General features: G+C 56.7%; 20 protein-coding genes. 6 read left to right on the top strand and 14 right to left on the bottom strand.

What is annotated here, in order from left to right:
• The first annotated feature begins 49 nt into the window (after positions 1-49).
• From AB1L30_RS25605 to AB1L30_RS25595, 3 genes are all read left to right on the top strand, one after another.
• Complete coding sequence (locus AB1L30_RS25605) at positions 50-1,432, top strand: right-handed parallel beta-helix repeat-containing protein (protein WP_367017271.1); 1,383 nt, start codon at positions 50-52, stop codon at positions 1,430-1,432.
• A 130-nt stretch (positions 1,433-1,562) separates the two neighbouring features.
• Entirely contained in the window at positions 1,563-2,672 is a 1,110-nt protein-coding gene (locus AB1L30_RS25600) for an efflux RND transporter periplasmic adaptor subunit (RefSeq protein WP_367017270.1), read from the top strand.
• Positions 2,669-4,870, top strand: a complete 2,202-nt coding sequence (locus AB1L30_RS25595; RefSeq protein ID WP_367017268.1) for an ABC transporter permease — start codon at positions 2,669-2,671, stop codon at positions 4,868-4,870. Before AB1L30_RS25600 ends, AB1L30_RS25595 begins: the two co-directional genes overlap by 4 nt.
• A 99-nt stretch (positions 4,871-4,969) precedes the next feature.
• Here the strand turns inward: AB1L30_RS25595 and AB1L30_RS25590 are convergent, their stop codons facing one another.
• The 14 genes from AB1L30_RS25590 to AB1L30_RS25525 all read right to left on the bottom strand — a co-directional run bounded on the left by AB1L30_RS25590 (position 4,970) and on the right by AB1L30_RS25525 (position 19,055).
• Complete coding sequence (locus tag AB1L30_RS25590) at positions 4,970-5,476, bottom strand: DinB family protein (protein WP_367017267.1); 507 nt, start codon at positions 5,474-5,476, stop codon at positions 4,970-4,972.
• 187 nt (positions 5,477-5,663) lie between these two features.
• Positions 5,664-6,074 (bottom strand): holo-ACP synthase, encoded by a 411-nt coding sequence (gene acpS / locus AB1L30_RS25585; RefSeq protein WP_367017265.1) that lies wholly within the window; start codon positions 6,072-6,074, stop codon positions 5,664-5,666.
• 16 nt (positions 6,075-6,090) lie between these two features.
• Positions 6,091-7,074 carry a tryptophan--tRNA ligase gene (trpS, locus tag AB1L30_RS25580; protein WP_367017263.1) on the bottom strand — a complete coding sequence of 328 codons (984 nt, stop codon included), beginning with the start codon at positions 7,072-7,074 and terminating at the stop codon, positions 6,091-6,093.
• 163 nt (positions 7,075-7,237) lie between these two features.
• Entirely contained in the window at positions 7,238-8,155 is a 918-nt protein-coding gene (locus AB1L30_RS25575; RefSeq protein ID WP_367017261.1) for a dihydroorotate dehydrogenase, read from the bottom strand.
• 232 nt (positions 8,156-8,387) lie between these two features.
• A complete protein-coding gene (locus AB1L30_RS25570; RefSeq protein WP_345094018.1) occupies positions 8,388-8,606 on the bottom strand; it encodes a hypothetical protein in 219 nt (72 codons plus the stop codon).
• 131 nt (positions 8,607-8,737) lie between these two features.
• Positions 8,738-9,196, bottom strand: a complete 459-nt coding sequence (locus tag AB1L30_RS25565) for an HU family DNA-binding protein (RefSeq protein ID WP_345094017.1) — start codon at positions 9,194-9,196, stop codon at positions 8,738-8,740.
• 337 nt (positions 9,197-9,533) lie between these two features.
• Complete coding sequence (locus tag AB1L30_RS25560; RefSeq protein ID WP_367017259.1) at positions 9,534-9,962, bottom strand: YkgJ family cysteine cluster protein; 429 nt, start codon at positions 9,960-9,962, stop codon at positions 9,534-9,536.
• A 27-nt stretch (positions 9,963-9,989) separates the two neighbouring features.
• Positions 9,990-11,150 (bottom strand): aminotransferase class V-fold PLP-dependent enzyme, encoded by a 1,161-nt coding sequence (locus tag AB1L30_RS25555; RefSeq protein ID WP_367017257.1) that lies wholly within the window; start codon positions 11,148-11,150, stop codon positions 9,990-9,992.
• A gap of 27 nt (positions 11,151-11,177) precedes the next feature.
• Positions 11,178-12,185: a GTP 3',8-cyclase MoaA gene (gene moaA, locus AB1L30_RS25550; protein WP_367017255.1), complete on the bottom strand. Its 1,008-nt coding sequence runs from the start codon at positions 12,183-12,185 to the stop codon at positions 11,178-11,180.
• A 4-nt stretch (positions 12,186-12,189) separates the two neighbouring features.
• Positions 12,190-12,633, bottom strand: a complete 444-nt coding sequence (locus tag AB1L30_RS25545) for a molybdenum cofactor biosynthesis protein MoaE (RefSeq protein ID WP_367017253.1) — start codon at positions 12,631-12,633, stop codon at positions 12,190-12,192.
• Between the two features lie 58 nt (positions 12,634-12,691).
• Entirely contained in the window at positions 12,692-12,937 is a 246-nt protein-coding gene (gene moaD / locus AB1L30_RS25540) for a molybdopterin converting factor subunit 1 (RefSeq protein ID WP_367017251.1), read from the bottom strand.
• Positions 12,934-15,915 carry an anaerobic glycerol-3-phosphate dehydrogenase subunit C gene (locus AB1L30_RS25535; RefSeq protein ID WP_367017249.1) on the bottom strand — a complete coding sequence of 994 codons (2,982 nt, stop codon included), beginning with the start codon at positions 15,913-15,915 and terminating at the stop codon, positions 12,934-12,936. The genes moaD and AB1L30_RS25535 overlap by 4 nt, the downstream gene beginning before the upstream one ends.
• A 289-nt stretch (positions 15,916-16,204) precedes the next feature.
• Complete coding sequence (locus AB1L30_RS25530) at positions 16,205-17,329, bottom strand: hypothetical protein (protein WP_367017247.1); 1,125 nt, start codon at positions 17,327-17,329, stop codon at positions 16,205-16,207.
• A gap of 136 nt (positions 17,330-17,465) precedes the next feature.
• Positions 17,466-19,055 carry a hypothetical protein gene (locus tag AB1L30_RS25525; RefSeq protein ID WP_367017245.1) on the bottom strand — a complete coding sequence of 530 codons (1,590 nt, stop codon included), beginning with the start codon at positions 19,053-19,055 and terminating at the stop codon, positions 17,466-17,468.
• A 274-nt stretch (positions 19,056-19,329) separates the two neighbouring features.
• Here AB1L30_RS25525 and AB1L30_RS25520 point away from each other — a divergent pair, with 274 nt between their 5' ends.
• From AB1L30_RS25520 to AB1L30_RS25510, 3 genes are read left to right on the top strand one after another with little or no spacing between them, the layout of a single operon-like run.
• Positions 19,330-20,280 (top strand): MoxR family ATPase, encoded by a 951-nt coding sequence (locus tag AB1L30_RS25520; RefSeq protein WP_367017243.1) that lies wholly within the window; start codon positions 19,330-19,332, stop codon positions 20,278-20,280.
• A gap of 1 nt (position 20,281) precedes the next feature.
• The gene (locus AB1L30_RS25515) at positions 20,282-21,595 is read left to right on the top strand and encodes a DUF58 domain-containing protein (RefSeq protein WP_367017241.1); all 1,314 of its coding nucleotides are present in this window, start codon (positions 20,282-20,284) and stop codon (positions 21,593-21,595) included.
• A 45-nt stretch (positions 21,596-21,640) separates the two neighbouring features.
• Positions 21,641-23,599: a DUF4129 domain-containing protein gene (locus AB1L30_RS25510; protein ID WP_367017240.1), complete on the top strand. Its 1,959-nt coding sequence runs from the start codon at positions 21,641-21,643 to the stop codon at positions 23,597-23,599.
• Positions 23,600-23,644: the final 45 nt, after the last annotated feature.

The following is a 23,644-nucleotide window of genomic DNA, read 5'->3' as shown; positions in this document are numbered from 1 at the left end:
ATCGCAGGCCCAAGCCAAACCAGAAATCGCTGTCGCTGGAGAGTCCACGATGCTCAACATCGTTCGTACGTTCCGTTCTACAGGAAGTAGCTTTGCCGTTTTGCTGTTGCTGTTAAGTGCCGCGATGGTGATTGTTTCGGTTGGAAAGGCAGACTCCCCAAACGCGTTGAAGGGAGCCGCGCAGCAAGATGTCTTCGACTTCGGTGTTGTCGGCGATGGAAGGCACGACGACACTGCCGGGCTGCAACAGTGGCTCGAAGCAGGGCGACCGGGGATGGTGCTACCGAAGGGAGATTACAAGATCACCAGGCCGCTGGTGATCGAGCTTGATAAAGTCGGTGTGACATCGATTGTTGGCGACGGGACCGCACGAATTGTGATGGCAGGCGCTGGGCCGGCGATCCGATTGATCGGAACCCACGAAGGAACCGCTTCCCCCAAGACGGTGAAATTGAATGTGTGGCTGAACCAACGTATGCCAATCATTGAGGGGATCGAAATCGTTGGCGCCCATGAAGAGGCCGATGGGATAGAAGCACTCAAGACGATGCAGCTCACGATTTCTCAGGTCGCGATTCGCAACACACGCCATGCGATTCACCTGGTCGAACGCAACCGCAACGTGATCATCGCGAACTGCCACTTGTACGAGAATCGCGGCGCTGGGGTATTTCTCGATGATGTCGATCTGCACCAGATCAACATTTCGGCTTCGCATATTAGCTACAACCAGGGAGGGGGCGTGGTCTCGAAAGGGGGCGGCGTTCGTAACCTGCATATCAGCGGATCGGACCTGGAAGCAAATGTGCAAAACGTGTTGATCGACAGTGACGGATCGGCCTGGGGAACCGCTGAGGTTTCGATCACCGGTTGTACGCTACAGCACTCGGAGGGAGAGAACTCCGCGAATGTCCGCTTCATCGGCGCGACCCCACATGGCGAGCCTTGCTGGGGGCTGGTTTCGATTGCGAACAACATCTTGAGCGACGTCGAAACGAACATCGACATCCGCCAGGCCCGGGACGTTTCGATCGTCGGCAATACGATTGGCAGCGGCTACCAATATAACCTCCGCGTGGAAGACAGTATGAACGTGGTTGTGGGAGCGAATGTGCTGGCACGCAATCCACCCTATCGCGATCGCGACACGTGCGACAACGCCGTGCTGTTCAAAAACTGCGATGGTGGCACGATCACCGGTTTGCATATCCGAGAAACGCTGCGAGCCGATGCCGGATTGATCCTGGAAAAATGTCGACGCTTTCACGTGACCGGCTGCACGGTACTCGACTGCGAGAACGCCGGGCTGAAGCTGACCGATCTGGAAGAATGCGAGATTCATGACAACATGGTCTTAAGTGCCGATGAAGCTGCCAAAGACTGGCAACCGATGATCGTGACCGGCGGACGAAAGAACCGCATCGAACCGTAAAGGTTTCTTTGCCCAGGTGGGATCGATGCCCGGCGAGCGATAGAATGAAGGCAGATCGTCGACATTCTCCTCGAGTTGCATCCCACGCGAAAGTCGGGCAACGATGGTATATCGAGCACTCATCGTCGGAATGGTAATCCTCGTTCTCGGAGGATTAGTCGCCTACAGCAAGTTCGTCCCGCCGCCCAATGTGGTCTCTGGCTTTCTCGAAGCCGACGAAATTCGGATCGGCTCACGCGTTGGCGGTCGCGTCAAGCAAGTCCTGGTGGAAGAAGGGGACACGGTTGCCACCGGACAGTTGCTGGTCGAATTAGAACCTTTCGATCTGCTGCAGCGTGAGCAAGAGGCGATCGAGACGCTGGCCCAGCGCGAAGCAGAGTATCAGCGGTTGAAGACCGGTTTCCGCGTCGAAGAAATTGCCCAGGCCGAGGCGAAGTATCATCAGGCCCTGGCCAACTACGACAAGCTGAAGACCGGGCCACGTCCGCAAGAGATCGAAGCGGCACGCGGGCGAAAAGAGGTCGCCGCGGCCGAGTTGTTGCTGGCCAAAGAGAACTTCGCACGTCGCAATCGGCTTTACGAAAACAACACGATCTCGCGGGAAGAATTCGACGCGGCGACCAAAGAATTGGAGTCCGCCCAGTCACAAGTCGAAGTGCGAGGCCAAGAGTTATCGCTGCTGGAAGCAGGCACACGCGAAGAAGAAATACGTCAGGCCGAAGGGCAGATGGCCGAAGCGAAGGCGGCCTGGGAACTGGCCAAGAATGGCTATCGTGCGGAAGACATTGCCCAGGCCAAAGCGGCCCGCGATGCCGCGAAGGCCTCGGTCGAGGTGATTCGGGAGCAGAAGAAAGAGCTGAACATCACCAGCCCGGTCAATGGGTTCGTGGAAGCCCTCGACCTTCAACCAGGCGACCTTGTTGGGGCAAGTGCTCCGGTGATGTCGATCCTGGATCAAGAGAACCTCTGGGTTCGCTGCTATGTGCCGCAGAATCAACGAGCAATCCAGGTCGGCGACAAGCTGGCGGTCAACGTCGATGGTATTCCAGGGGAAGAGCATATCGGTGAAGTGGTCTACGTTGCTCGTCAGGCCGAGTTCACTCCCAGCAACGTACAAACGCTGGAGGATCGGTCGAAGCTGGTGTTCCGGGTAAAAGTCGAATTGGACGAGAAAGTGGGGCGACTACGTCCCGGGATGACGGTCGATGTTTCGCTCGATCCCTTGAAGGACGCCCCATGAGCGATCACGACGTGGTCATCGACGTTCAGCATTTATGGCGTCGCTTCGGCGACTTCGTGGCGGTGCGCGATGTCAGCTTTCAAGTCAAACGAGGTGCGATCTTCGGACTGCTAGGTCCCAACGGAAGCGGCAAGTCGACGATCATTCGTATGCTGCTGGGGATTTTGCCACCTAGCGATGGCGGAGCGATTGTTCTGGGGCGCGACGCATACATCGAGTCGGAAAGCATCAAGCCGCGTGTCGGCTATATGTCGCAGCACTTCAGTTTGTATGCCGATCTAACGGTACGCGAGAACCTGGAGTTCTACGGCCGAATCTACGGGCTCGACTCGCAGCGGCTGGAAGAACGGAAGCAGGCAGTGCTCGACCTGACCGGGATTCACGACTACATCGATCAATTAGCTGGAACGCTCTCGGGCGGATGGAAACAGCGGCTGGCGCTCGCATGTTCGTTGATCCACGAGCCAGACTTGTTGTTTCTCGACGAACCAACCGCCGGCATCGATCCGGTCGCTCGGCGTCACTTATGGGATTTGCTTTTCGAGCTCTCCGGCCGCGGTGTCACGCTGGTCGTCACGACCCACTACATGGATGAAGCGGAACGCTGCACCGATGTCGGATACCTCTATCTTTCGCGGTTGCTGGTCCTGGGGAAACCGGACGAACTGAAAGAGTTGCCTCAGATCACGCCGGAAGGTACCCAGCGATTTGAACTGCGGGTGCCGCATGCCGCCGAGCATCTTTCGCAGTTGCGACAACAGGAAGGGGTGCGTGATGCGACGCTGTTTGGTGAAACGCTGCATGTCTTGATTGACGATACTCTTTCGCCGGACACATTACGGCAGCATCTTGGTGTCACCGATCAACAAATCGAGCTCCGCCCAATCACGCCTTCGCTGGAGGATGTCTTCGTGACGCTCACCGCGAATGCGGAGAAAGAAGGAGCAAACGAAGTTCAAGCCGAATTAAGCGATAAAACGACCGAGGCCGAATCAGAAGAACCGCCAGTACCGATCGCCAAGAAGTCGCCTGGGCAACGGAAGTCGGGCAATCCACTGCTGGGGCTGTGGGCGGTCCTGGTGAAAGAGTTCTTCCATATTCGTCGCCAACCGATCACGCTGTTTTTCATGCTGGTCGTGCCGGTGATGCAAACGATCATCTTCGGATATGCCATCGATACCGAGATCGAAAACATTCCGCTGGTGGTCTTCGATTTGGATGGAAGGCAAAGCTCGCGCGAGATGATTTCGTCGTTCCTCAACACTCGCAAGTTTCGCCTGCTGAAAGAAGTGTACGACGAGGAGTCGTTCCATCGAGCGTTGACTTCCGGAAGGGCCCGAGCCGGCCTACGAATCCCGCCGAACTTTTCTGATCAGCTGCTTCGAGGCGAACAGGTCGAAGTTCAAGTGCTGATCGATGGTAGCGATTCCCAGGTCGCCACCACGGCGCAAAGCACGGCGCAGCTATTGGGGCTGAACTTATCGATGGGAAGGGCGAAAAACTTCGCCGATACGCTGCAGGTCGCTCCTTCTCGGGACGAAAACGGAGCGATCGCTTTGCCGATCGAAGTGCGAACGCGTTTGCTTTATAACCCAGACCTCGATAGTGCTCACTTCTTTGTGCCGGGGCTGGTCGGCATCATTCTGCAATTGGTGACGTTGTTTCTGACTTCGTTCGCCCTTGTGCGTGAACGCGAGCTGGGAACGCTCGAGCAGCTTTTCGTCACGCCGGTCGGAAGAATGGGGCTGCTCCTGGGAAAGCTGATTCCCTATGCGATGATCGGTTTCGTCGAACTGCTGATTGTGCTTTCGGTGATGATCTATGCGTTTGGCGTGCCGGTGAATGGAAGCATCGGACTACTGCTGGCGTTGTCGATGCTGTTCATGGTCTGCTCGCTGGGGCTGGGGCTGTTTGTTTCGACCGTCGCCACCACGCAGTTAGAAGCGGTTCAGTTCGCGTTCATTATCATGTTGCCCTCCGTGTTGCTGTCAGGCTTTATGTTCCCGCGCAGCGAGATGCCGCTGCCGATCTATTTGATCACGTTCGCGATTCCGGTGACCTACTTCATCGAGATCTTACGCGGGATTGTCTTGCGAGCCGCCGACTTTCAAGACCTTGTACCGTCGGTGATTGGTCTGGCGCTGTGTGGTCTGGCGGTGATCAGTGGCAGCGTGATGCGATTCCAGAAACGGCTGTAGAAAAGCGATTGCACCATGCCAAGCGGTCAGGCGTCACGGAGGACAATTGGACGCCTGACCACTGGCAAGTTGGTGTGTTGTTGAAATCGATCGCGGCGTTTAGTAGGTCTCGTCGCCCGATGGTCCGTACAAGGCTGGAACCGGAACGCCGTTGACGCGGTAATAGACGGTCAGGATGGCTCGGTGGTGGACGATGTGATTGATGACGAAAGTTCGCATGACGGCGACCTTCGGCATGGTGAACAACACTTCCCCGCCGCTTAGCAAAGACCATGGCTTGCCCAAGTCAGCTTCCTGGATGCCGGCGATGGCTTCTTTGGCGGCGGCAGCGTTCTTCTCGAACAAGGCCAGCACTTCTTCGCAGTTGGAAACGGCTGGTGGTGAGTAGCCTGGTCCGCCGGGAGGGTTGAAGTCGAGTTCGTCTTTCGTCCAAGTCGAAACGGCCCAACCGGGGATTTCAGCCAGGTGGCCAGCGACCCAGCCAATGGTGTTCGACTTCTCGTTGATCTTCCAGTCCCACTTATCGTTGGGAACCCGCTCTAAGGTCTTGCGCGTGTTGGCCAATTCGATTTCAAAATCGCCGAAGACCGTCTGACAAAGGCTCATCGTTAATCGTCCCTAATCCAAAGCATGATTCAGTAAGTCGAGTTCCTGGCCAGAACGCCTGTAATGTATACAGGCGTTCAGTATCATGCAACTGGGAAGGAATAAAATTAACGAGAACTGCGCATCGGCCCACGCCGGGCGAAGTTTCGCCGGAATTGGTCGTGGGAATGGTGTCGCCAGAGTGGCTTTAGACGTCGATCGATTCGGCCTTCGACGGATCGCCCAGACCCATGGCGTAGGCCACCGCGTGGGTGCGGCAGTGGCTGATGCTGATCTGGATCTCTTGAATTCCGCGGCGTCGCGCCGAATCGAGGGCTCCGCCAGAGAGGTTGATGATCGGCTTGCCACCAAACAGGTTGGCAACTTCGACATCACGCCAGGTGATCCCTTTGATCCAGCCGGTGCCGATCGCCTTCAGCACTGCTTCTTTCGCTGCCCAGCGGCCAGCGTAGTGCTGGGTTGCCGCTTTGCGTTCGCTGCAGTATTCGATTTCGTGTTGGGTATAAACACGATTGATGAACATCTCGCCGTGGCGTTCGATCATCTGGGCGATGCGCAGGCACTCGATGATGTCGGTTCCGATTCCGATGATTTCCATTGCTTCGCTTGCCTGCTTACTTCAACCGTGCGTGCCAGCCCGAGATCCCCGATGCTTCTTGAGCTCGGGTGAGAACTTCGCGTGCCTTCTTGCGTGCGACCTGGGCGCCATCGCCGAGGATTTCTTTCAGGCGGTGCGGGTTGGCAACCAACTCGGCGCGGCGTTCGTGAGCTTCGGCGTAATACGCTTCGGCAGCGTCCGCCAGGGCTTTCTTCACGTGGCCATAGCCAAAGCCACCCTTGCGATAGAGAGCCGCCATTTCTTCGAGGGCTTCTGGCTCGGCGAACAACGAGAACAACTGGTAGAGGTGATCCCCTTCCGGCTCTTTGGGATCTTCCATCGGACGCGAGTCGGTCACGATTCGCATGATCTTTTTGCGAGCCTGCTTGGGTGGCTCGAACAGTTCGATGATGTTGCCGTACGACTTCGACATTTTTTCGCCGTCGGTGCCGGGCACCTTGGCCGAAGCATCGAGCACCTTCGGTTTCGGCAGCACGAAGACTTCGCCGAACTGATGGTTGAAGCTTTGTGCGATGTCGCGGGTCACTTCGATGTGCTGGACCTGGTCTTGTCCAACCGGCACGATGTCGGAGTCGTAGCCCAGGATGTCGGCCGCTTGAAGCACTGGGTAGGTGAACAAGCCGGCGTCGGCCTTCAGCCCGCGATCTTTTTTGTCTTTGTAGCTAACGCAGCGTTCCAGCAGACCCATGCCGGTACCGGTCATCAAGATCCAGCACAACTCGCTGATCTCAGGCACATCGGACTGGACGAACAGCGTGGCCTGATCGGGATCGAGCCCCAGGGCCAGGATGTCGAGGGCCATGTCGATGGTGGCTTGTTCCAGCTTCTCACGATCGCGAACGGTCGTCAGAGCGTGCAGATTCGCGATGAAGTAGAACGACTGCTCGTTCCCTTGCAGGTCGATGTACTGGCGAATAGCACCGAAGTAGTTGCCCCAGTGGGGACGTCCAGTCGGCTGGATTCCGGAGAGGACACGCATGGATCTACGTCAGTTTACGGGGTCAAAAGAAGTCAAAACCAGCTAGTTATTATGACGGACGACGAGGCGAACTGTCACCCCGGGGACAAGATCGGCATGACAAGGGTTCAATGCGTGGGCAGATCACCGAAAGGAAAACCTAGGCGATTAGCCTCGGCTGAACTTACGAAGGAAGTTGTAGGCTACCGACGACTTCCTTGACGCTGGAAACTCCCAGCGAGGCAATCGCGTCAGGCAATTGGCCCACAATTCGACCGCTGAGCGGTGGATCGAAGTAGTTGGCGGTGCCGATCTGCACGGCCGTCGCCCCAGCGACCAGGAATTCCATCACGTCGTCGACGCTGCTGATGCCACCGATACCGATAATCGGCACCTTCGTCGCTTTGGCAATCTGGAACACGCATCGCAGGGCGATTGGCTTGATCGCGGGGCCGGAAAGCCCGCCGATCACGTTACCGAGCAGCGGTTTCTTGCGTTTCCAGTCGATCGCCATCCCTTGGACGGTATTAATCGCCGAAACGGCATCGGCGCCCCCAGCTTCGGCGGCCTTGGCGACCGAGGCGATGCTGGTCACGTTCGGTGTCAGCTTGGCGATGATCGGGTGTGGAGTCGCAGCCCGGACAGCGGCGACCAGCGTTTCGCAGGTCGCGGGATCGGTTCCGAAGTCGATACCGCCACTGACATTCGGGCAAGAGATATTCAGTTCGATCGCAGCGATCTGCGAGTGCTCGCCCAGTTGGGCGGCCATGCTGACGAAGTCTTCCTTTGTCTTGCCGGCGATGCTGACCACCAAAGGCGAACCAAGCGAGCCCAGATAAGGCAGGTGGTTGGCAATGAAATAGTCGATGCCATCGTTATCCAGACCGATGCTATTGAGCATTCCCCCGGTGGTTTCGAGGGTTCGCCATGGCTTGTTGCCGGGGCGTGGGCTGCTGGTGATCGTTTTAGGAAGGATGCCCCCCAATGTAGCCAGGTCAACGATTCCGGCCATTTCCTTGGCATAGCCAAAGGTTCCGGAGGCGACCAGGATTGGATTGGGAAGGGTAAGCCGCCCGAGCGTTACGGCAAGATCAACAGGCATGCGTCTGGATTGGCAAAGGTTAAGCGTTCAAAAAGCGGCCATTTTGCCGCAAAAAGCTAAGCCAATCGTATCGGGGTAAACACGATCTCGCAACGAGGGCCGAAAAGCGAGGCCTTCTACTGGACAATTCGTTGCTGGAGACCGTTCGGCGCATGCAAAAAGACACCACCAGACTGCGCAAACACAGCCTGATGGTGTCTCGTTTCACGGTTTCGGAGCAGGGCGGCAGTGGTTAGATAATGCCGCCATGGGTACGGTACGGGGTCAGATGGCTAGGCTGGTCGAGGAACCAGATGCGTTGCCATTCTTCCAGCACGTGCCGCAAGTTTTCCGACGTGTAGATCAATTCGGTCGTTCGTGTGCTCGGATCGGCCGAGTAAATTGGCAGGAAGCAACCGGTGTTGCCCATCAGTGCGAAGCCAAGCAGCAGTGCGATGATGAAGTTACGCATCTCATTTCCTCCGTGAAACTTATATAGCGGCCATCCTGACCGACTGCGTTCGTTCTCAATCGTCCAAGGCTTTGAATCTTGGAGAGTTCGGAGAGACCTGTCTGCTTAAGAGCCTGTTCGCTGGTGGCGATTTAACCTTGCGAGCCGTAGTCGCCAGGACCAGAGGTCGGCGGATTTGGCGGGCTAGGGTAAGCCGTTGGGTAACCAGGCGAATCATTCGACTGAGGTGGCTGAGGAGCAGAGTAGGGGGGCTGCTGCGGCTGAGCCGAAGCGGCTTGCTCTGATTCGAGACGACCTTGTCGGTCCTTCTCTTCGAGCTGTCGCACCCGTTCTTCCATCTCTTTTCCCGGCTTGAAAGTGACGACGTACTTTTCGTCGACATCAACTTTCGCCCCAGTCCGAGGGTTGCGTGCCTTGCGGGCTGCTCGCTTCTTGACCTCAAAAACGCCGAAGTTTCGCAACTCGATACGACCCTCCTCTACGAGGGTAGTGACGATAGCATCGAACGTCTTCTGGACGATTTCTTTCGTCTTGAGTTGTGTGAGCCCGATCTCTTCAGAAATCGTCTTCACAATCTCTTTTTTGGTCACGAGGCGACTCCCACACGAGGATAGAGTAAGTTGCCGTAAGTTTTCGTAACTTCCGTCAGCAATTGCTCCAAGTGTAAGTGCCACAAGCACTAGAGTCAAGATGTTTCTGAAGCCGCGCAGATTTAACGCGACGCCAGCATCTGGACCGATGCTCCTTTTGCAGGCTTCTCCGAACTATCCAATTTTCAAAGATCCATGGTTACCGAGCCCCTTCGTTCGGGTGAAAAGCGGGGTAAAGGAACCTCGCTGTTCGAACATACCGGTCTCGGTGTAATCGGTATCGGCGGAATAATCGGCAAATCTTCAACCGATCAGGACAGTTTCACCGGAATTTTCGTCAAATCCGGATCTGACTCGCTCGGTCTTCGATTTCTTCGAGCGTATAGAGACGCCCTTGACCGCTGCCGGGGCAGAAGTCGCAGGTAGCCTGCCAATCTTCCGGCGTTCTGATATTCGAGTCCCAAAATGGCCAAGTCTTGCATTGGCGGGGTCGTGCCGGATAAACCGTACAACCTCTCTTTTCGGTATCGAGAAAAACACAGTCTCCAGTTGAGTATTCCTTCAAACTCTTTCGTAATCCGACTTCGCGAACGTAAACGGACTCGAATTGTTCGACGGTCATATCTGCATACTTGGCCAGGGCTTCGATCTCGGCGGCATTCACCCAGACGTAACCGGGACCGCCAGTACAGCAGTCACCGCACTGACTGCATTCAAATTGCAGTCCATCTTGATACCACGGTCCTTGGTTTGGTTTTTCTTTCATGGCTTCAATGCTATCGCGGAGAATGGACTATCGCAGAATGGCCTGCATCGCTTCCAAAGTTCGATCGATTTGGTCAGCGGTGTTAAAAATGCCGAGGCTAAACCTTAGCGTACCGCCCGAACTAATTGTTCCCAAGTGCTGGTGCGTCAGAGGGGCACAATGTAGCCCTGCTCGGCACTGAACGCCAAACGCAGAATCGAGCGCCGTGGCAAGTTCGTGCGGATCGAATGATTCGACCTGGATGCTGACGACACCGGTGCGATGTTCAAGGTTTTGCGGGCCGAAGATCCTTACGCCTCGCAGCCCCTGAATGCCTTCAATCAGGCGGCTGGTGTTTTGCATCGTGTGACGATGCAGTGCGGTCACTGTCTGTTCGCGAATGTATTCCACACCAGCACGTAAACCCAGCAGGCAGGTCACGTTGGCGTTGCCGCTTTCGAACTTGGTCGGCATTTCAAGGGGTTGTTGATCCGACTCGCTCTTTGTGCCGGTGCCACCCTGACGCTGGCTTTGCAGTTCGTCTGACACGGCCGGTTGAATCAACATCGCACCGGTCCCCAGCGGACCGAGCAGGCCTTTGTGCCCCGGAAAAGCAACGAGGTCGATCGGTGTTTCCGCCAGGTTCAAATCGAGATGGCCGGCCGACTGGGCCGCATCGACCAGCATCCGCACGCCGCGGTCCCGAGCGATCGCAAAGATCTCTTCGACTGGCTGAATGGCACCGGTGACATTCGAGACATGCGTGATCGCGATCAGACGAGTATTGTCACGAATGGCTTCCCCGACGGCATTCGGGTCAATGCGACCATCTTCGCCAGGATCGAGATAGGTGATATCGATCTCGAGAGTTTGCTTCATATACGACAAAGGCCGCAACACCGAGTTGTGTTCCAGCGAAGTCGTAATCACATGATCGCCTCGGCGAACGAGCCCATGCAGGGCCAGGTTCAGCATATCGGTGCCGTTCTGGCCGAAGACGACTTGTTCCTGGGTATGGGTACCAAACAGGTAGGCGATCTGTTTGCGGGTATCGCCGATCAGTCGTTCGACTTCGTTCGCTTCGCGGTAGCCGCTCCGTCCGGCGCACGCTCCGAGTTCGGTCAGATGATGCTGCACAGCCTCGACCACGCAGGCCGGTTTAGGCCAACTGGTTGCTGCGTTATCGAGATAGATTCGTTCTCGTGCCACTATTCAAGCTTTCTGGTCGTGGTCGCTTTAGCCCCCGATTTGATACATGGCTCGCGCTGGAGGAACAAACTCGGGGGAGTCGATTCCGTGCGAGGCTTTTTTGGCGACAACGCAGTCATGCAATAGCTGCGACAAGTCTGCATCGCTGCCGCCGGTTCGCAAAATCTGTCGGGCATCCCATTCGGTTGTGCCAAACAAGCAGTTACGAAATTGTCCTTCCGCGGTGATTCGCAATCGATTGCAAGTTCCGCAGAAGGGATGAGTCACACTGTTGATGAAGCCGACACGCTGGTTTCCATCGGCATAGGCAAAGTCGGTCGCCGGCTGGCTGGCGTCGCTTCGATTCGCTTCGACGAGCGGGACCACATCGCGGGAAATAATCGCGCGAAGGTCTTCGCCGGATAGGACCTGGCTGGCGTCCCAGTTCCGATCGGCATCCAGCGGCATGAATTCAATAAAGCGTAAATGGAGATCGTTTTCACGTGCAAACTTGGCCAACGGGACAATTTCCCCCTCAGTCAAGTCGCGGATCGCGACCGCATTGAGGCGAATATCATGGAAGCCTGCTTGCTTGGCCGCGGCGATTCCGTCGAGCACTTTCTGTACACCTTGCCGCCGCGTGATCCGCTCGAACATCGCTTCACTTAAGGCGTCGAGGCTGACATTCAAACGATCGAGGCCGGCTCTCTTCAGGTCGGCGGCCTGGTCGGGAAGAAGGATGCCATTGGTCGTCAGGGCAACTTCATCGATCCCTGAGATGTTCTTTAGCAGGCGAATTAATTCCGCCAGATTCGACCTGACGAGCGGTTCGCCACCGGTGAGTCGAATTTTGGAGATCCCATGCCCGGCGGCAACGCGAACCACGCGTGCCATTTCCTCGAACGAGAGCAGCTCGTCACGAGGCTTGAATCGCACGTTTTCCAGCGGCATGCAATAGAAGCAGCGGATGTTGCAGCGATCGGTTACGCTGATCCGCAGGCTGGTATGCACCCGTTGAAAGGTGTCGATTAACGGTGAATGAGGTTCGATAGGCATAGTTCTATTGTAGCCTATTCTCCTCCGAAGACTGAACTAGTCCTGGGTGGACCCAATCGGTCCCTCCAGTTGCCCAATGCTCTTTTTTCCAGACGGGAACTAGTTCTTTTAGACGGTCCATCAGCCAGCTTGCCGCCTCGAAGGCATCGCGACGGTGTGGTGTCGAGACGGCGACGGCAACACTTGCTTCGCCGATGGGGACTTCTCCGAGGCGATGAATCATCGCGCAGCCATCGACCGGCCAGCGAGCTTTGGCCTGGGCTTCGAGCTTTTCCATCTGGCTTTGCGCCATCGGTGCATACGCGGTATAGCTCAGCGTGACGGTTTCGCGGCTGTCGGTAAATTGCCGCGTCGTTCCTAAAAACAGCACGACCGCGCCACAGTTGGGTGAAGTCACCGTAGCAGTGATCTGATCGGTGTTGATGGGCTGGTCGGTAAGTTCCACCATAGCAAAGTTGCTTCCGCGACAAGATTCCGAGGAGACGAGCGATGGGAAGTGAAGCTCACTAACCGCCACTGACTGGCGGCAAGCAGGCAATTTCGTCGGAGGCATTCACCGGCGCGTCGTTCGTGGCATATTCGTTGTTCACCGCAAACGCACAGCCTACCAAAATCGCTTCTAAAGCCGGCACCAAAGTAGCGAGGCCTGAGCGAACGTCGGCTACCGTGGCGTCTGCTGGCAGTTCGAGCGAAACTTCATCCGTACCGGCCAGGTCCTGCGTCAGCGCGAATAGTTTGACACGTACGTTCATGAAACAAACAAATCGTGCGAGGAAGGAGTGAACAGGTCGGTGTCCTGATCGAGCACACCATATGACTTCGCCAGCAGCTTGATCGGATGCACGACCGCTTTGTTGCCAGCTTGTTCGATCTGCATTTTACAGGCACTGCACTCGGTCGATCCAATCTGAATTTGTTTGGCTCGCATCGCGACGATCAAGTCCCAACCGATACGTAGGCTGCTGCGGAAATTGGTTCGCGTCAGGCCATAGGTGCCCGCCATGCCTGAGCAACCTTTCTCGATCGAGCGAACGGAAAGGCCTGGGATCAGTTGTAAGATCCGCTGGCCGAACGACTCTTGATGCAGGGCACGCAAATGGCAAGGAACGTGGAAGCCGACCGTCAGGTTCACTGGTTTCAAGTCGAGTTCCAGTTCTCCATGATGGTGTAAATCCCACAGGAACTCGCACGCTTCCCGGGTGTTCTCGGCCACGATCTTCGCATCGTCGGAATCGAGCAGGTTCGGGTATTCGTGTGTCAAAGCCATCACGGCGGAAGGCTCGGTCGCGACGATCGTGTAGCCTTGTCGCACCGCTTCGGCTAGTGCTTGAACGTTCTTATGGGCCAAACGAGCCGCCATCGTCAGCGATCCCTGGGCGATGGCGGTCATCCCGCTGACTTGCTGCTTGGGATGGACGTAGACCGCAATCCGATTGTGATCCAGCACGTTGACGAAGGATTGCGCCAACTGGGTGTCGAACAAGTTCGCATATAGATCAACGAAGTACAGCACCTTCCGACCACTGCGACGCGTGGCGGTCGTCAGGCCTTTTCGGGCAGCTTGTTTGATGAAGCTGCGATTGGCCAGTCGCGGAAGCTTCCGGAGCTTGGCCAGACCAATCATCCGTTCCATCAGCCAACGCATCGCGCGATTGCCTAAGGCCCAGTTGGCGATTCGCGGAAAGCGATTTCCCCACATGGCCCAGCGATGAATCTTGGCTTGTAGCGAGCCATCTTGCGAGAGCCCGTTCGCTTCGACGTTGCGTGCCTTCATTTCCATGACCATGTCCGGAATATCGACGTTCGATGGGCAGTCGATCCGGCATTGATGGCAATGGAAACAGGTATCGAGTATCTCTTTGGTCTCTTCGGTGTCGATACTTTCCGGCGAAAGCTGCCCCGATAAGACACCCCGTAGCAGGTTCGCTTTGGCCCGCGGTGAAGCATCTTCGCGCGAATCGAACCGGAATACCGGGCACATCCGCGTGTCGGAGCCATATGTTCGACAGCGGCCGCAGCCATGGCAGCTTCGCGCGGCGGTGGCCATTTCTTCGGGCGACCAGGTCAGGATCGGTAGCTCGAATTGATTCTTGCTGCTGCTTGTTCCGCTTTCGCTGCCGCCAGGAAAGTCGCCGGAGCCAACTGGTGTAACCCGTTCCACGCGACGGACCAGTTCCATCGGCGAGAATGTCGACGCCAACACCTTCTTGCCCGGGTTCAAAATCCCAACGGGGTCGAACAGCCGTTTGACCCGACCGAACAGTTCGTACAGCGGGCCATATTGCCGAGGCAGATAGGGCGTTCGACTGATCCCGTCGCCGCTCTCACCGCTGAGCGAGCCACCAACCTGGAATAGTTCTTCGTAGATTTCGTCGGCAATCCGTTCCAGTTTGGTCAGATCGGCGCGGTCGGCCAGATTCAGCAGCGGACGCACATGCAGGTTACCGTGGGCGGCATGGGCGAAGATCGAAGCGATCGTTTCATGTCGCTTCATCACGTCCTGGATCTTCGACAGAAAGCTTGGAAGCTGAGGTGGCGGAACGGTCATGTCTTCGATGAAAGGAAGGGGCCGTGTGTTCCCTTTCAAGCGATACAGAATCGGCGTCATTCGCCGTGCCAGTTCCCAGTAAACACCGACTTCTTTTGGGCTCGTGGTGATCAGCGAATGGAAGGCAAGTCGGCGACGTCTGCGGATGCGGTCGGCGATCTTTTCCAGCTCTTCGTGCACGATCGTTTGCGTATCGCCGGAATACTCGACCAGCAGCATCGCCTCGGTATTCTCGGGAATGAGATTCGAGTAACGCGGATCGGTTTCGCGAGCGATCGCCAGGATTCGCCGATCAAGCAAATCGCAGGCACTGATGCCTGACTGCGAGAGTTGCACGGCTGACTTGGCCGCACTATCCAGGCGATCGAAGAACAGCAACACCAGGCCGCGAGCCTTCGAGCGAGGGCTGGTCCGTAGTTTGGCTTGGGTGACTAACGCCAGACTACCTTCTGACCCGGCCAGGATCTTGCACAGGTCGACTTCGTTCTGTTCCAGCACCCCAGACAGTCGGTAGCCGCTTCCTTGGTTGAACGTCTTGGGCAGATGCCCTTGGATCTTGTCGGCGTTGCTCGAAAGGAGTTCCGCGATGCCAGACGTAATGCGGACCAGTTCCGGCGATTGAATGTGGGCGATGCGATCGAGATCGGTTCGCTTGAGCGTCACCACTTCGCCGCTGGCCAGTACGACTTGCAGTTCCAGGATATGATCGCGAGCCGAGCCATGCTGCGGCCAGTGACTGCCAGAGGCATCGAGCGCGATCACGCTGCCCATGGTCGTTACGCTGCGCGTGGCGGGATCGGGACCGAAGATTCGATGCCGCTGGGCCAGGTGTCGATTCAGATTCGCCAGCACGACCCCAGGCTGAACCCGAACCCAGTCGTCGCCCGTTTCCAGAATGCGCCGCATCGAGTGGGCGAAGTCGATGACGATTCCACGACCAAGCGATTCGCCCGCCATGCCGGTGCCGGCGCCGCGAGCGTGGATTGGTATCTGATTCTCTGCCGCATACTGGACAGTGGCGGCCACATCGGATGTTCGACGGGGACGTACCACGGCCAGCGGCTTCACTTGGAAGATACTGGCGTCGGTCGAATACAGTTCCAGGAACGTATCGTCGCAGCGAATCTCGCCGGCGATGATACCCCGGAGATCGGCTCGTATTCGTTCGCGTTCTAAATCCATCGGCTGCGAGTCGGCGACGACCCGTCACAGAGAGGCACGGACTTCGGCAGAGCCCAGTGCGGTGTTTAGTGCGGCACACACGAAAGCGGGATTCGGCGAACAGGCCTTACCAAATGCCCCGCTGGCGTCGATTCAATGGTAATCCCTGGGGAGCGTGCTGCCCAGGGATCCCCTTGCGGTGTCGATGTTTACGACGGCCTGCAAGGTTTAACATTGGTCGCAAATGCCGTGGAATTGTTCCCCTCGGGCGGGAAGTTTTCCAGCAGAAATCGGTTCGTTAAGCCAACGGTTAGCCGTAGAACTTCTTCGACAACATGGTCAATCCGCCGATGATCACCACCCCGAAGCCGACGATATAGATGACCGGATAGCGAACATACCACGGATCGACCGGGGGCCCAGATCCTTCAACGACCCACTCTTCGAGAAAGACTTTGCAGCGTGGACAGTGATCGCCGGCACCATAGCCTGCCGGCAGTTCCATGCGACAGTTGGGGCAATGCCCAGGCGGAACGCTGCTGTCGCCACCCTTGCTGCGGAAGCGATCGGCAAACCCGGGCGATCCTGATGAAGTCCCCGATGTGTTGCCGTTTTCGGTATTGGGATCGCTGGTGCCGTTTGCCATCGGGGCGGTCCCGGAGTCAGGTCCAAGTGGCTCGGTGCCGAACATGTTGGTTGGCTCGGTTGTCATCGGGCTGCCGTTGGCAGATCCATTCCCGGATGGCAGTTCATCCGATGGTGGTCGGTATGGTTCTGTTTCTGGGGGAACATATGCCGGCGGACGCGACGTGTTATTGTTGCCGTTCGTGTTCGAGGTCATCGGACCACCGTCCATCCCGGTCGGGCCCGAGCTGATGTAGCTGTCCATGTCTTTGTGGACGTCGGGATCGTCCTCTTCGATCTCTTGCCGAGTGAGGATCTGGTCGAGTTCGCCTCGCTTTTTCAGGTGATTTCGCAGGTAGTCCTGGTCTTCTTTGCTGAGCAGGTAAAACGAAACCTTTTGCGGATTGGCTCCCTGCATCAAGACAACGTAGCCATCCACCATGCGGACGTAGCGTGCTTTGATCTTCTGATCGCGGTAGTTCGCCCACTCGCGGTTCTCGAACAGCGTCTTGTCCGACTTGTCGATCCACGGGGCAGGGGAACTGTCCGTTGGTGTCTTCGGTTTGTTGGCGTTGGCTTGTTGCAGCTTGGCGTAGTCCTGGTCGGCTTGGATAAACGCCGACAGCGGAATGCCATACTCTTCGCCGTTCGATTCGATGCGGACGACGTTGTCGGAAGTCAGTTCGATGAACTTGCCAGTCAGCTTCTGACCACTGGCATCGGTCCACTCGCGAACTTCCTGAGCAGAGGCAATCGCTGACGTCAGGCAGAGAAGCAGCGAAAAAAGAGGGATCAGGCGGCTGGCCAACATGAACAAGATTCCCGAATGCGGAGATTCAATGACGGTTGGAAGGGAAGGATCGGCTGAAAAGCTACGTCGATCAGTATGGATAAGGAAGCCGGCAACCAGGCACCGGCGAATGCAGCTCGATCCAACTTCCGTTAATTTAACCGAGGCTCATCAACAAACCAAATCCACCCAGGGTCAAGCAGACGCCCAGCCCCATCGTCAGAAGTGGCGTGCTGGCTTTGTCCCACTCTGTAATTCCGTAAACAATCGCCATACCAGGGATCAAGCTCTTCAGACCCCACTGCAGACTTTCAAGGAATGCCAGGGCGATCATCCAGAGATACCCCCCGGCAATCATCATGCTACCCAGACCCAGCAGCGTGACGCCGAACATCTGCATGTTCCAGTCGGTGGTGGTGAATTCACGCGGTTCGTTGCTCTGCAGCGGCGTGAAATCGGACTGCGGCTTGAACATCTGAGCGTTGAACTCGGCACCTTGTTCCGAGAGCGATTGCTGCGAGCCTTGGCTGCTTTTGGGTTTCGTTTCTCCGGCCGGACGGGCAGGCGAAATAGGAGTGGTCGTGGACGGCGTGGTGGTTTGCGGGCTATCTGACCAGCCCGAGGTCGAGCTCGATGGCAGGGAGTCGTAACCATTGGAACGCTGGGGAACTGAGGCAACGTCGAACAGAGGCTGGCCCGAGTCTGATTCCGACTCGGTTTCTTCGGGCATATCGTTTTCGACGATCGTCGAGGAAGGAAGCCCCACTTTACCACCGCCGCTTTGGCGAGAACTTCCGCTGGAACTTGAACTGCCAAAGCCGTTGCTGGGCAAATTCACGTTGGTGCCTGAGTTGCCAGAACTGGGGACACTTCCGAAACCGGATGGAGGCAGATTAACGCTGCCGCTTCCGCCGGAATTGTTCGAGCCGACACTGCCAAACCCGGACGGAGGCAATTTGACTTTGGAATCCGATCCGCTGGAAGGCATACTGCCGAAGCCACCTGGGGGAAGATTGACCGAACTCGACGGACCAGCCCCGAAGCCATTGGGTGGCAGTTTGACGTCCTCTTTCTTGTCCGAACTGCCCGTTGGACCTGGATTGTTGGTGCCGGTAGTGTTCGTCGGCGTTGGCGAAGAATCCTGGTACATCGGAACGTTCTGCTGCGTTACCGGATCGAGCAGGTCGGGCCGAACCGGTGGAATCAGACTTTCTTTGCCCATCGCCTTGTGGGCATCGAACAGAAACTGACGATCATCCGTCGAGAGATCGTAATACTGGATCCGGTGGTAGCGGCTCCCTTCCTTCAGAAGGATTGTCCCGTAGACGATGCGGACGAACTGAGCTTCGACGGCGATCCCATCCCGTGATTTCCAGACACGACGCGATTTCAGCCGGACGCCATTGCTCTCGGAAGAGTCGCTGTCGTTTTCATCTTCGGTGACCGCTTCATCGATTTCTTTGTTGATTTCAGCGTCGCTCGGCTTCGACATCGCATCTCGTAAGCCTTGGATGTACCCCCTGTCTTGTGGGGAGAGCCTTTCGAGCGAGACCGTGAACCGGTTTCCTTGAACATCCAGCACCACCGCTTTGCCGTCTTGTACGACTTCGACCAGTTCTGCCTCGACCACTTTTCCTTCGACTGTCGTCCAAGGGCGGGCTTCGATGGATACTGTGCAGAAGAACCCCAAAATAAGGGCCAGACAGCCAACGCCATGTTGCCCGAAGGCATTCAATAGCTTGTTCAAAGATATCTCTCCAATGCTGGCCAGACGATTCACCGCCGCGCGCGTCGATTGCCTGTAACTTCTGTATATAACACCGGACTCAGCAGTAAGACGTGCTTCCTGCAGCATTGGATTTATTTATGCCCCTGCAGAGGTGTATGATGATATCCTGGGAGATGCTTGATCGTCAATCTGAAAAAGGCAATCTTAATGCGGGCCTTTCCGGCAATTTGCGTCATAATAGGGGGCGTTTCGCCTTCGCTTTTTCTCATCTTCGGCACTGAAACTACACCCTATGGACGTTGCTGCGACTGTCAAGAAGATTTTAGGGAACGTTGAAAAAGTTATCTTGGGGAAGAGGCAGCAGGTTGTCTTTTCGCTGGTAGCTTGGCTTTCTGAAGGGCATGTCTTGATGGAAGACGTGCCGGGCGTTGCCAAAACAATGCTAGCACGCGCCTTGGCCAAAAGCGTGGGTTGCACGCTGAAACGGGTGCAGTGCACGCCTGATCTTCTGCCCAGCGATGTAACGGGGACGTCGATATACAACCAGAAGACTTCGGAATTCCAGTTTCGTCAGGGACCGGTCTTCACGAACATTCTGCTCGCGGACGAAATCAACCGTACGACTCCCCGGACTCAGGCCGCCTTGCTGGAAGCGATGGCCGAGTCGCGGGTCACGGTCGACGGAGAGACCTACCCGCTCGATCCTCCTTTTCTAGTGCTCGCCACGCAGAACCCGATCGACCACGAAGGAACCTTTCCGCTGCCCGAAGCACAGCTCGATCGATTTCTGATGAAGTTCAGCCTCGGCTATCCGAACATGGAGGATGAACTGCGGATGCTTTCGGCCTCGCGGAAACAGCACCCACTCGAGACCATCGATGCGGTCGTGACCAAAGAAGAACTGCGAGCCTGTCAGAAGGCGACACGCAGCGTCAAGCTGCACGAGAAGGTTCAGCGTTACATCGTCGAACTCGTTCATGCGACGCGTCGGCACGATCAACTTCTGCTGGGGGCAAGTCCCCGCGCGTCGCTGGCACTGTTTCGCACCAGCCAGTCGCTGGCGGCGATCTTGGGGCGAAACTACGTGTTGCCAGACGATGTGAAGCGAGTCCTTACGCCGGTGTTGGCTCACCGGATGATCTTGCGTCCCGAAAGCCGGCTGCGGAAGGTAACTCCGCAAGACGTGATCGACGACATCCTGCAGGAAGTCCCGGTCCCGATGATCGACGAGGCGGCCGTTTGATATGCGTTGGATTCTGGGAGCCGCGATCCTGCTTGCCATCTCCATGGTCTTCGGGCTGGGATTGATGGCGTATGCCATGTACGCCCTGATGGCCGTGATTGGTGGATCGCGACTGCTGGTGAACTATTGGCTGCGAAACCTCACCGCGACCCGGCATCTCAGTCATACCGATCTGGAAGAGGGCGACCTGCTGACGGTTGGGCTAACGGTTCGCTATACCGGATCAATCCCGATGCCATGGTTTCTGGTCGAAGATCTTTTACCACGACATGCGATCGTCTCGCGACCGCCTGCCTTAGAAGTCGAGGGACAGCGAATTTTTTTGTCGATGATGTGGCCTCGGGCAACACGTTTGTTGACCTATCGAATCCAATGCCATCGGCGCGGTTACTATCAAATCGGGCCGGCAGTCGTCGAAACGGGAGACGTGTTCGGGCTGTACAAGCAGTTCAAGATGCTGGCCGAGCCTGGCTTCATTACCGTCGAACCTTCCATCATCGCTCTCGATGGATTCGACCTCGCCTCGAAGCGTCCGCTGGGCGAGATCAAGATGCAGTCGCGATTGTTCGAAGATCCCTCACGCATCGCCGGTGTGCGGCGGTATCAGTTGGGAGATCCACTGAACCGCGTGCATTGGGCTTCGACTGCCAGGACCGGGGAACTGCATAGCAAACAGTACGAAGCAACTTGCATCGCCGGCGTAAGCCTGGTGCTCGACTTGCATCCCGATAGTTTTCCGGCCAAGGACGAACCGATCCGCAGCGAACTGTCGGTGAAGTGTGCCGTGGCGATTGCCAACGCGGTTCACCTGATGGATCAACAGGTCGGTATCGTGACCAACTCGGTCGATGCCGCCCAACGCATGAAGTACGAGGGTTGGGACTTCGATGCACGGACGCGAAATGCGGCTCGGAAAAGTGCTGGCCGGATCGATCGCGATCCTCGCCTGACACCGCAGCGTGTCCGCACCCGGCGCGGGGCCGAGCAGTTTCAGCAGATTCGGCACATGATGGCTCGCAGCGAAAAGAACGAAGGACTCTCGCTGCCGGCATTGCTGTTCGAGATTCAAAGCGAATTGCCTCGCGACGCGACGGTTGTTCCGATCTTATCAAAGGTCACTCCCGAAGTCGCTTTGGCACTGGGAAACCTGGTCCGCAGTGGCTATGTCGTCAGCCCGATTGTGAATTGCTGGGATGAATACGAGTTCGCTCAGGCCGCCGGCCTGCTGTTGGCAGAGCGAATGGTCGCGAAGCAATTGAAGTCGCTCGAAACGATCAGCCAGATATGCCAGGAGCAGGCCTATCCGTTGTTTTGATGAAGCTGAGTTCTCTTCCCTTTTCTCCTGATTAGATCCCAACCAATGCGTCCCCGACTAACCGAAACCGATTACGCCATCATCGCGGTTGCCCCTGCGTTGATCATGGTTTTGGTGGCCAGCTTGATGCTGTTTCTGGCGGGGCTGTTTTATCACGGGCAGTACGAGTGGCGGCTGAACATGGTGATCTGCATGTTCGTGCTGGGGATCGTTTCGCTGGCTCGGCTGCACATTGAAGAAGGTATTTTGAAATCGATCAAACTGGGGGCCGCATTCACGTTCGTCATGCTGTTTGCCGTCTGGCAAATGGCCCCCGATGCCTTGGTGATGGCCACGCTGATGCTGATGGGTATTTGGTGGATCAGTACCCGGTTGGTTTATGACTGCACGGTGATGGAACAATCGGTCGATGCCTCGCAGAAGGGGCTGATGCAATGGATTCGACCGATTCAAGAAGAACCGCCGCCACCTACTTCGCCGCAGCCTGACGTTCAGACGCCGATCGAAGGAGTCACCGGCACCGACCCTGAAGAAGCGAAACCCACTACCTTTGCCGAGAAGCTGGATGCCTGGTTCAATCCCACCAACACGAAGTTCGCCCCTGGGGCTTGGGTTGTTTATTTCTCGCTTGGGGCATTGCCGATCTTCGGCCTCGGTCAGGCATTCGCCAGCCAACTGGCGGGTGACCGACGTTGGTATTTGTTCATGCTGTTGGTCGCGTATGTCTTCGCGGCACTCGGGTTGTTGGTGACGACCAGCTTTCTGGGACTGCGACGCTACCTGCAGCAACGTGGCGTCGTGATGCCTTTAAGCATGACCGGAACCTGGCTCGGCGTTGGCTTCAGCGTGGTGCTGATCGTCTTGCTGTTGGTGGCAATCCTTCCACGGCCCAATGCCGAGTATGAATTGGCGAAGCTTCCTACCTATTCCGAGAAAGACGATTCCGACGCGTCGCAGTTTTCGGTCAATGACGAGGGGACCAAAGACAATCGCGACGATCGCTCTGGCACGACTGAGAACCAGGATCAAGCCGACGAGAACTCGCGGCAGTCGGACGAAACCCGGGAAGATGGCAAACAGGCTGGCGATAAGACCGACGCCAATGCCCAGAAGTCGAAGCCCGGTAAGTCGAACGAATCGAATTCGCGGCAATCAGATCAAAAACCATCAGATCAGCAACAGTCGGACCAAGGAGACTCGAAGCAAAGCGATTCCCAGCAGGGCGAATCTGAAAAGGGCAAGTCAGACTCTGGAGATCAGCAGTCTCAAAATTCAGATCAGCAAAACTCGCAGCAACAGCAGCAAGATTCCCAGTCGCAGCAACAAGACGCGTCCGGCGAGAAATCAGACCAGCAGAGCGATTCGAACGAGAAGCAATCGAGTGACGATCAAAAGGCATCGAAGTCGCAAAGTCCAGAGCCGAAGGACGCAGACGCTGCGAAACCGTCGAATAGCCCCCAGCAAACCCCTGCGGCCAAGCCCAAGCCGTTTTCATTTCTTGGAGAGTTGTTTGGAAATCTTGGCTTCTATTTGAAGATGTTGTTTTACGTAGCGTTGGCTGCCGGCATGGGAATTGGTGGCTGGGCCTTTTGGGACGACATCGCCGCGGCCTGGAGAGATTTCTGGGGAAGCTTGTTTGGCTCGAAGCCGTCGGATGAGGAGGAACAGGCTGCGGAACCAGCTCCGGTGGTGAAGCCGCGTGTTCCGTTCTCGGCGTTTCGGAATCCTTTTCACGATGCCCAGTGGAAAGGAAAGCCGCCGGAAGAATGGATTCGATACAGTGTCGCCGCGGTCGAGGCCTGGGGGGCGGAACGAGGATGCGAGCGCGGCGAAGATCTAACGCTGGGCGAGTTTGCCAATCGGCTTGAAACGGAGCATGCCGAGTTCAACAACACGCTCCGGCGGGCCGCCGACATATATGGCCAGGTCGCCTATGGCTCTGGCAAGGCCCCTAGGGAAACGGGCGAAATTCTGCGAAAGTTATGGGAGACCCTTCGAGGCTGACCGGTTGCTGGTCGCCAAGAAACTTCCCTGCGATTATTCATCGAG

This window comes from Bremerella sp. JC817 (assembly GCF_040718835.1).
GTDB lineage: Bacteria > Planctomycetota > Planctomycetia > Pirellulales > Pirellulaceae > Bremerella.
This window is presented reverse-complemented; position numbering and strand designations above follow the sequence as displayed.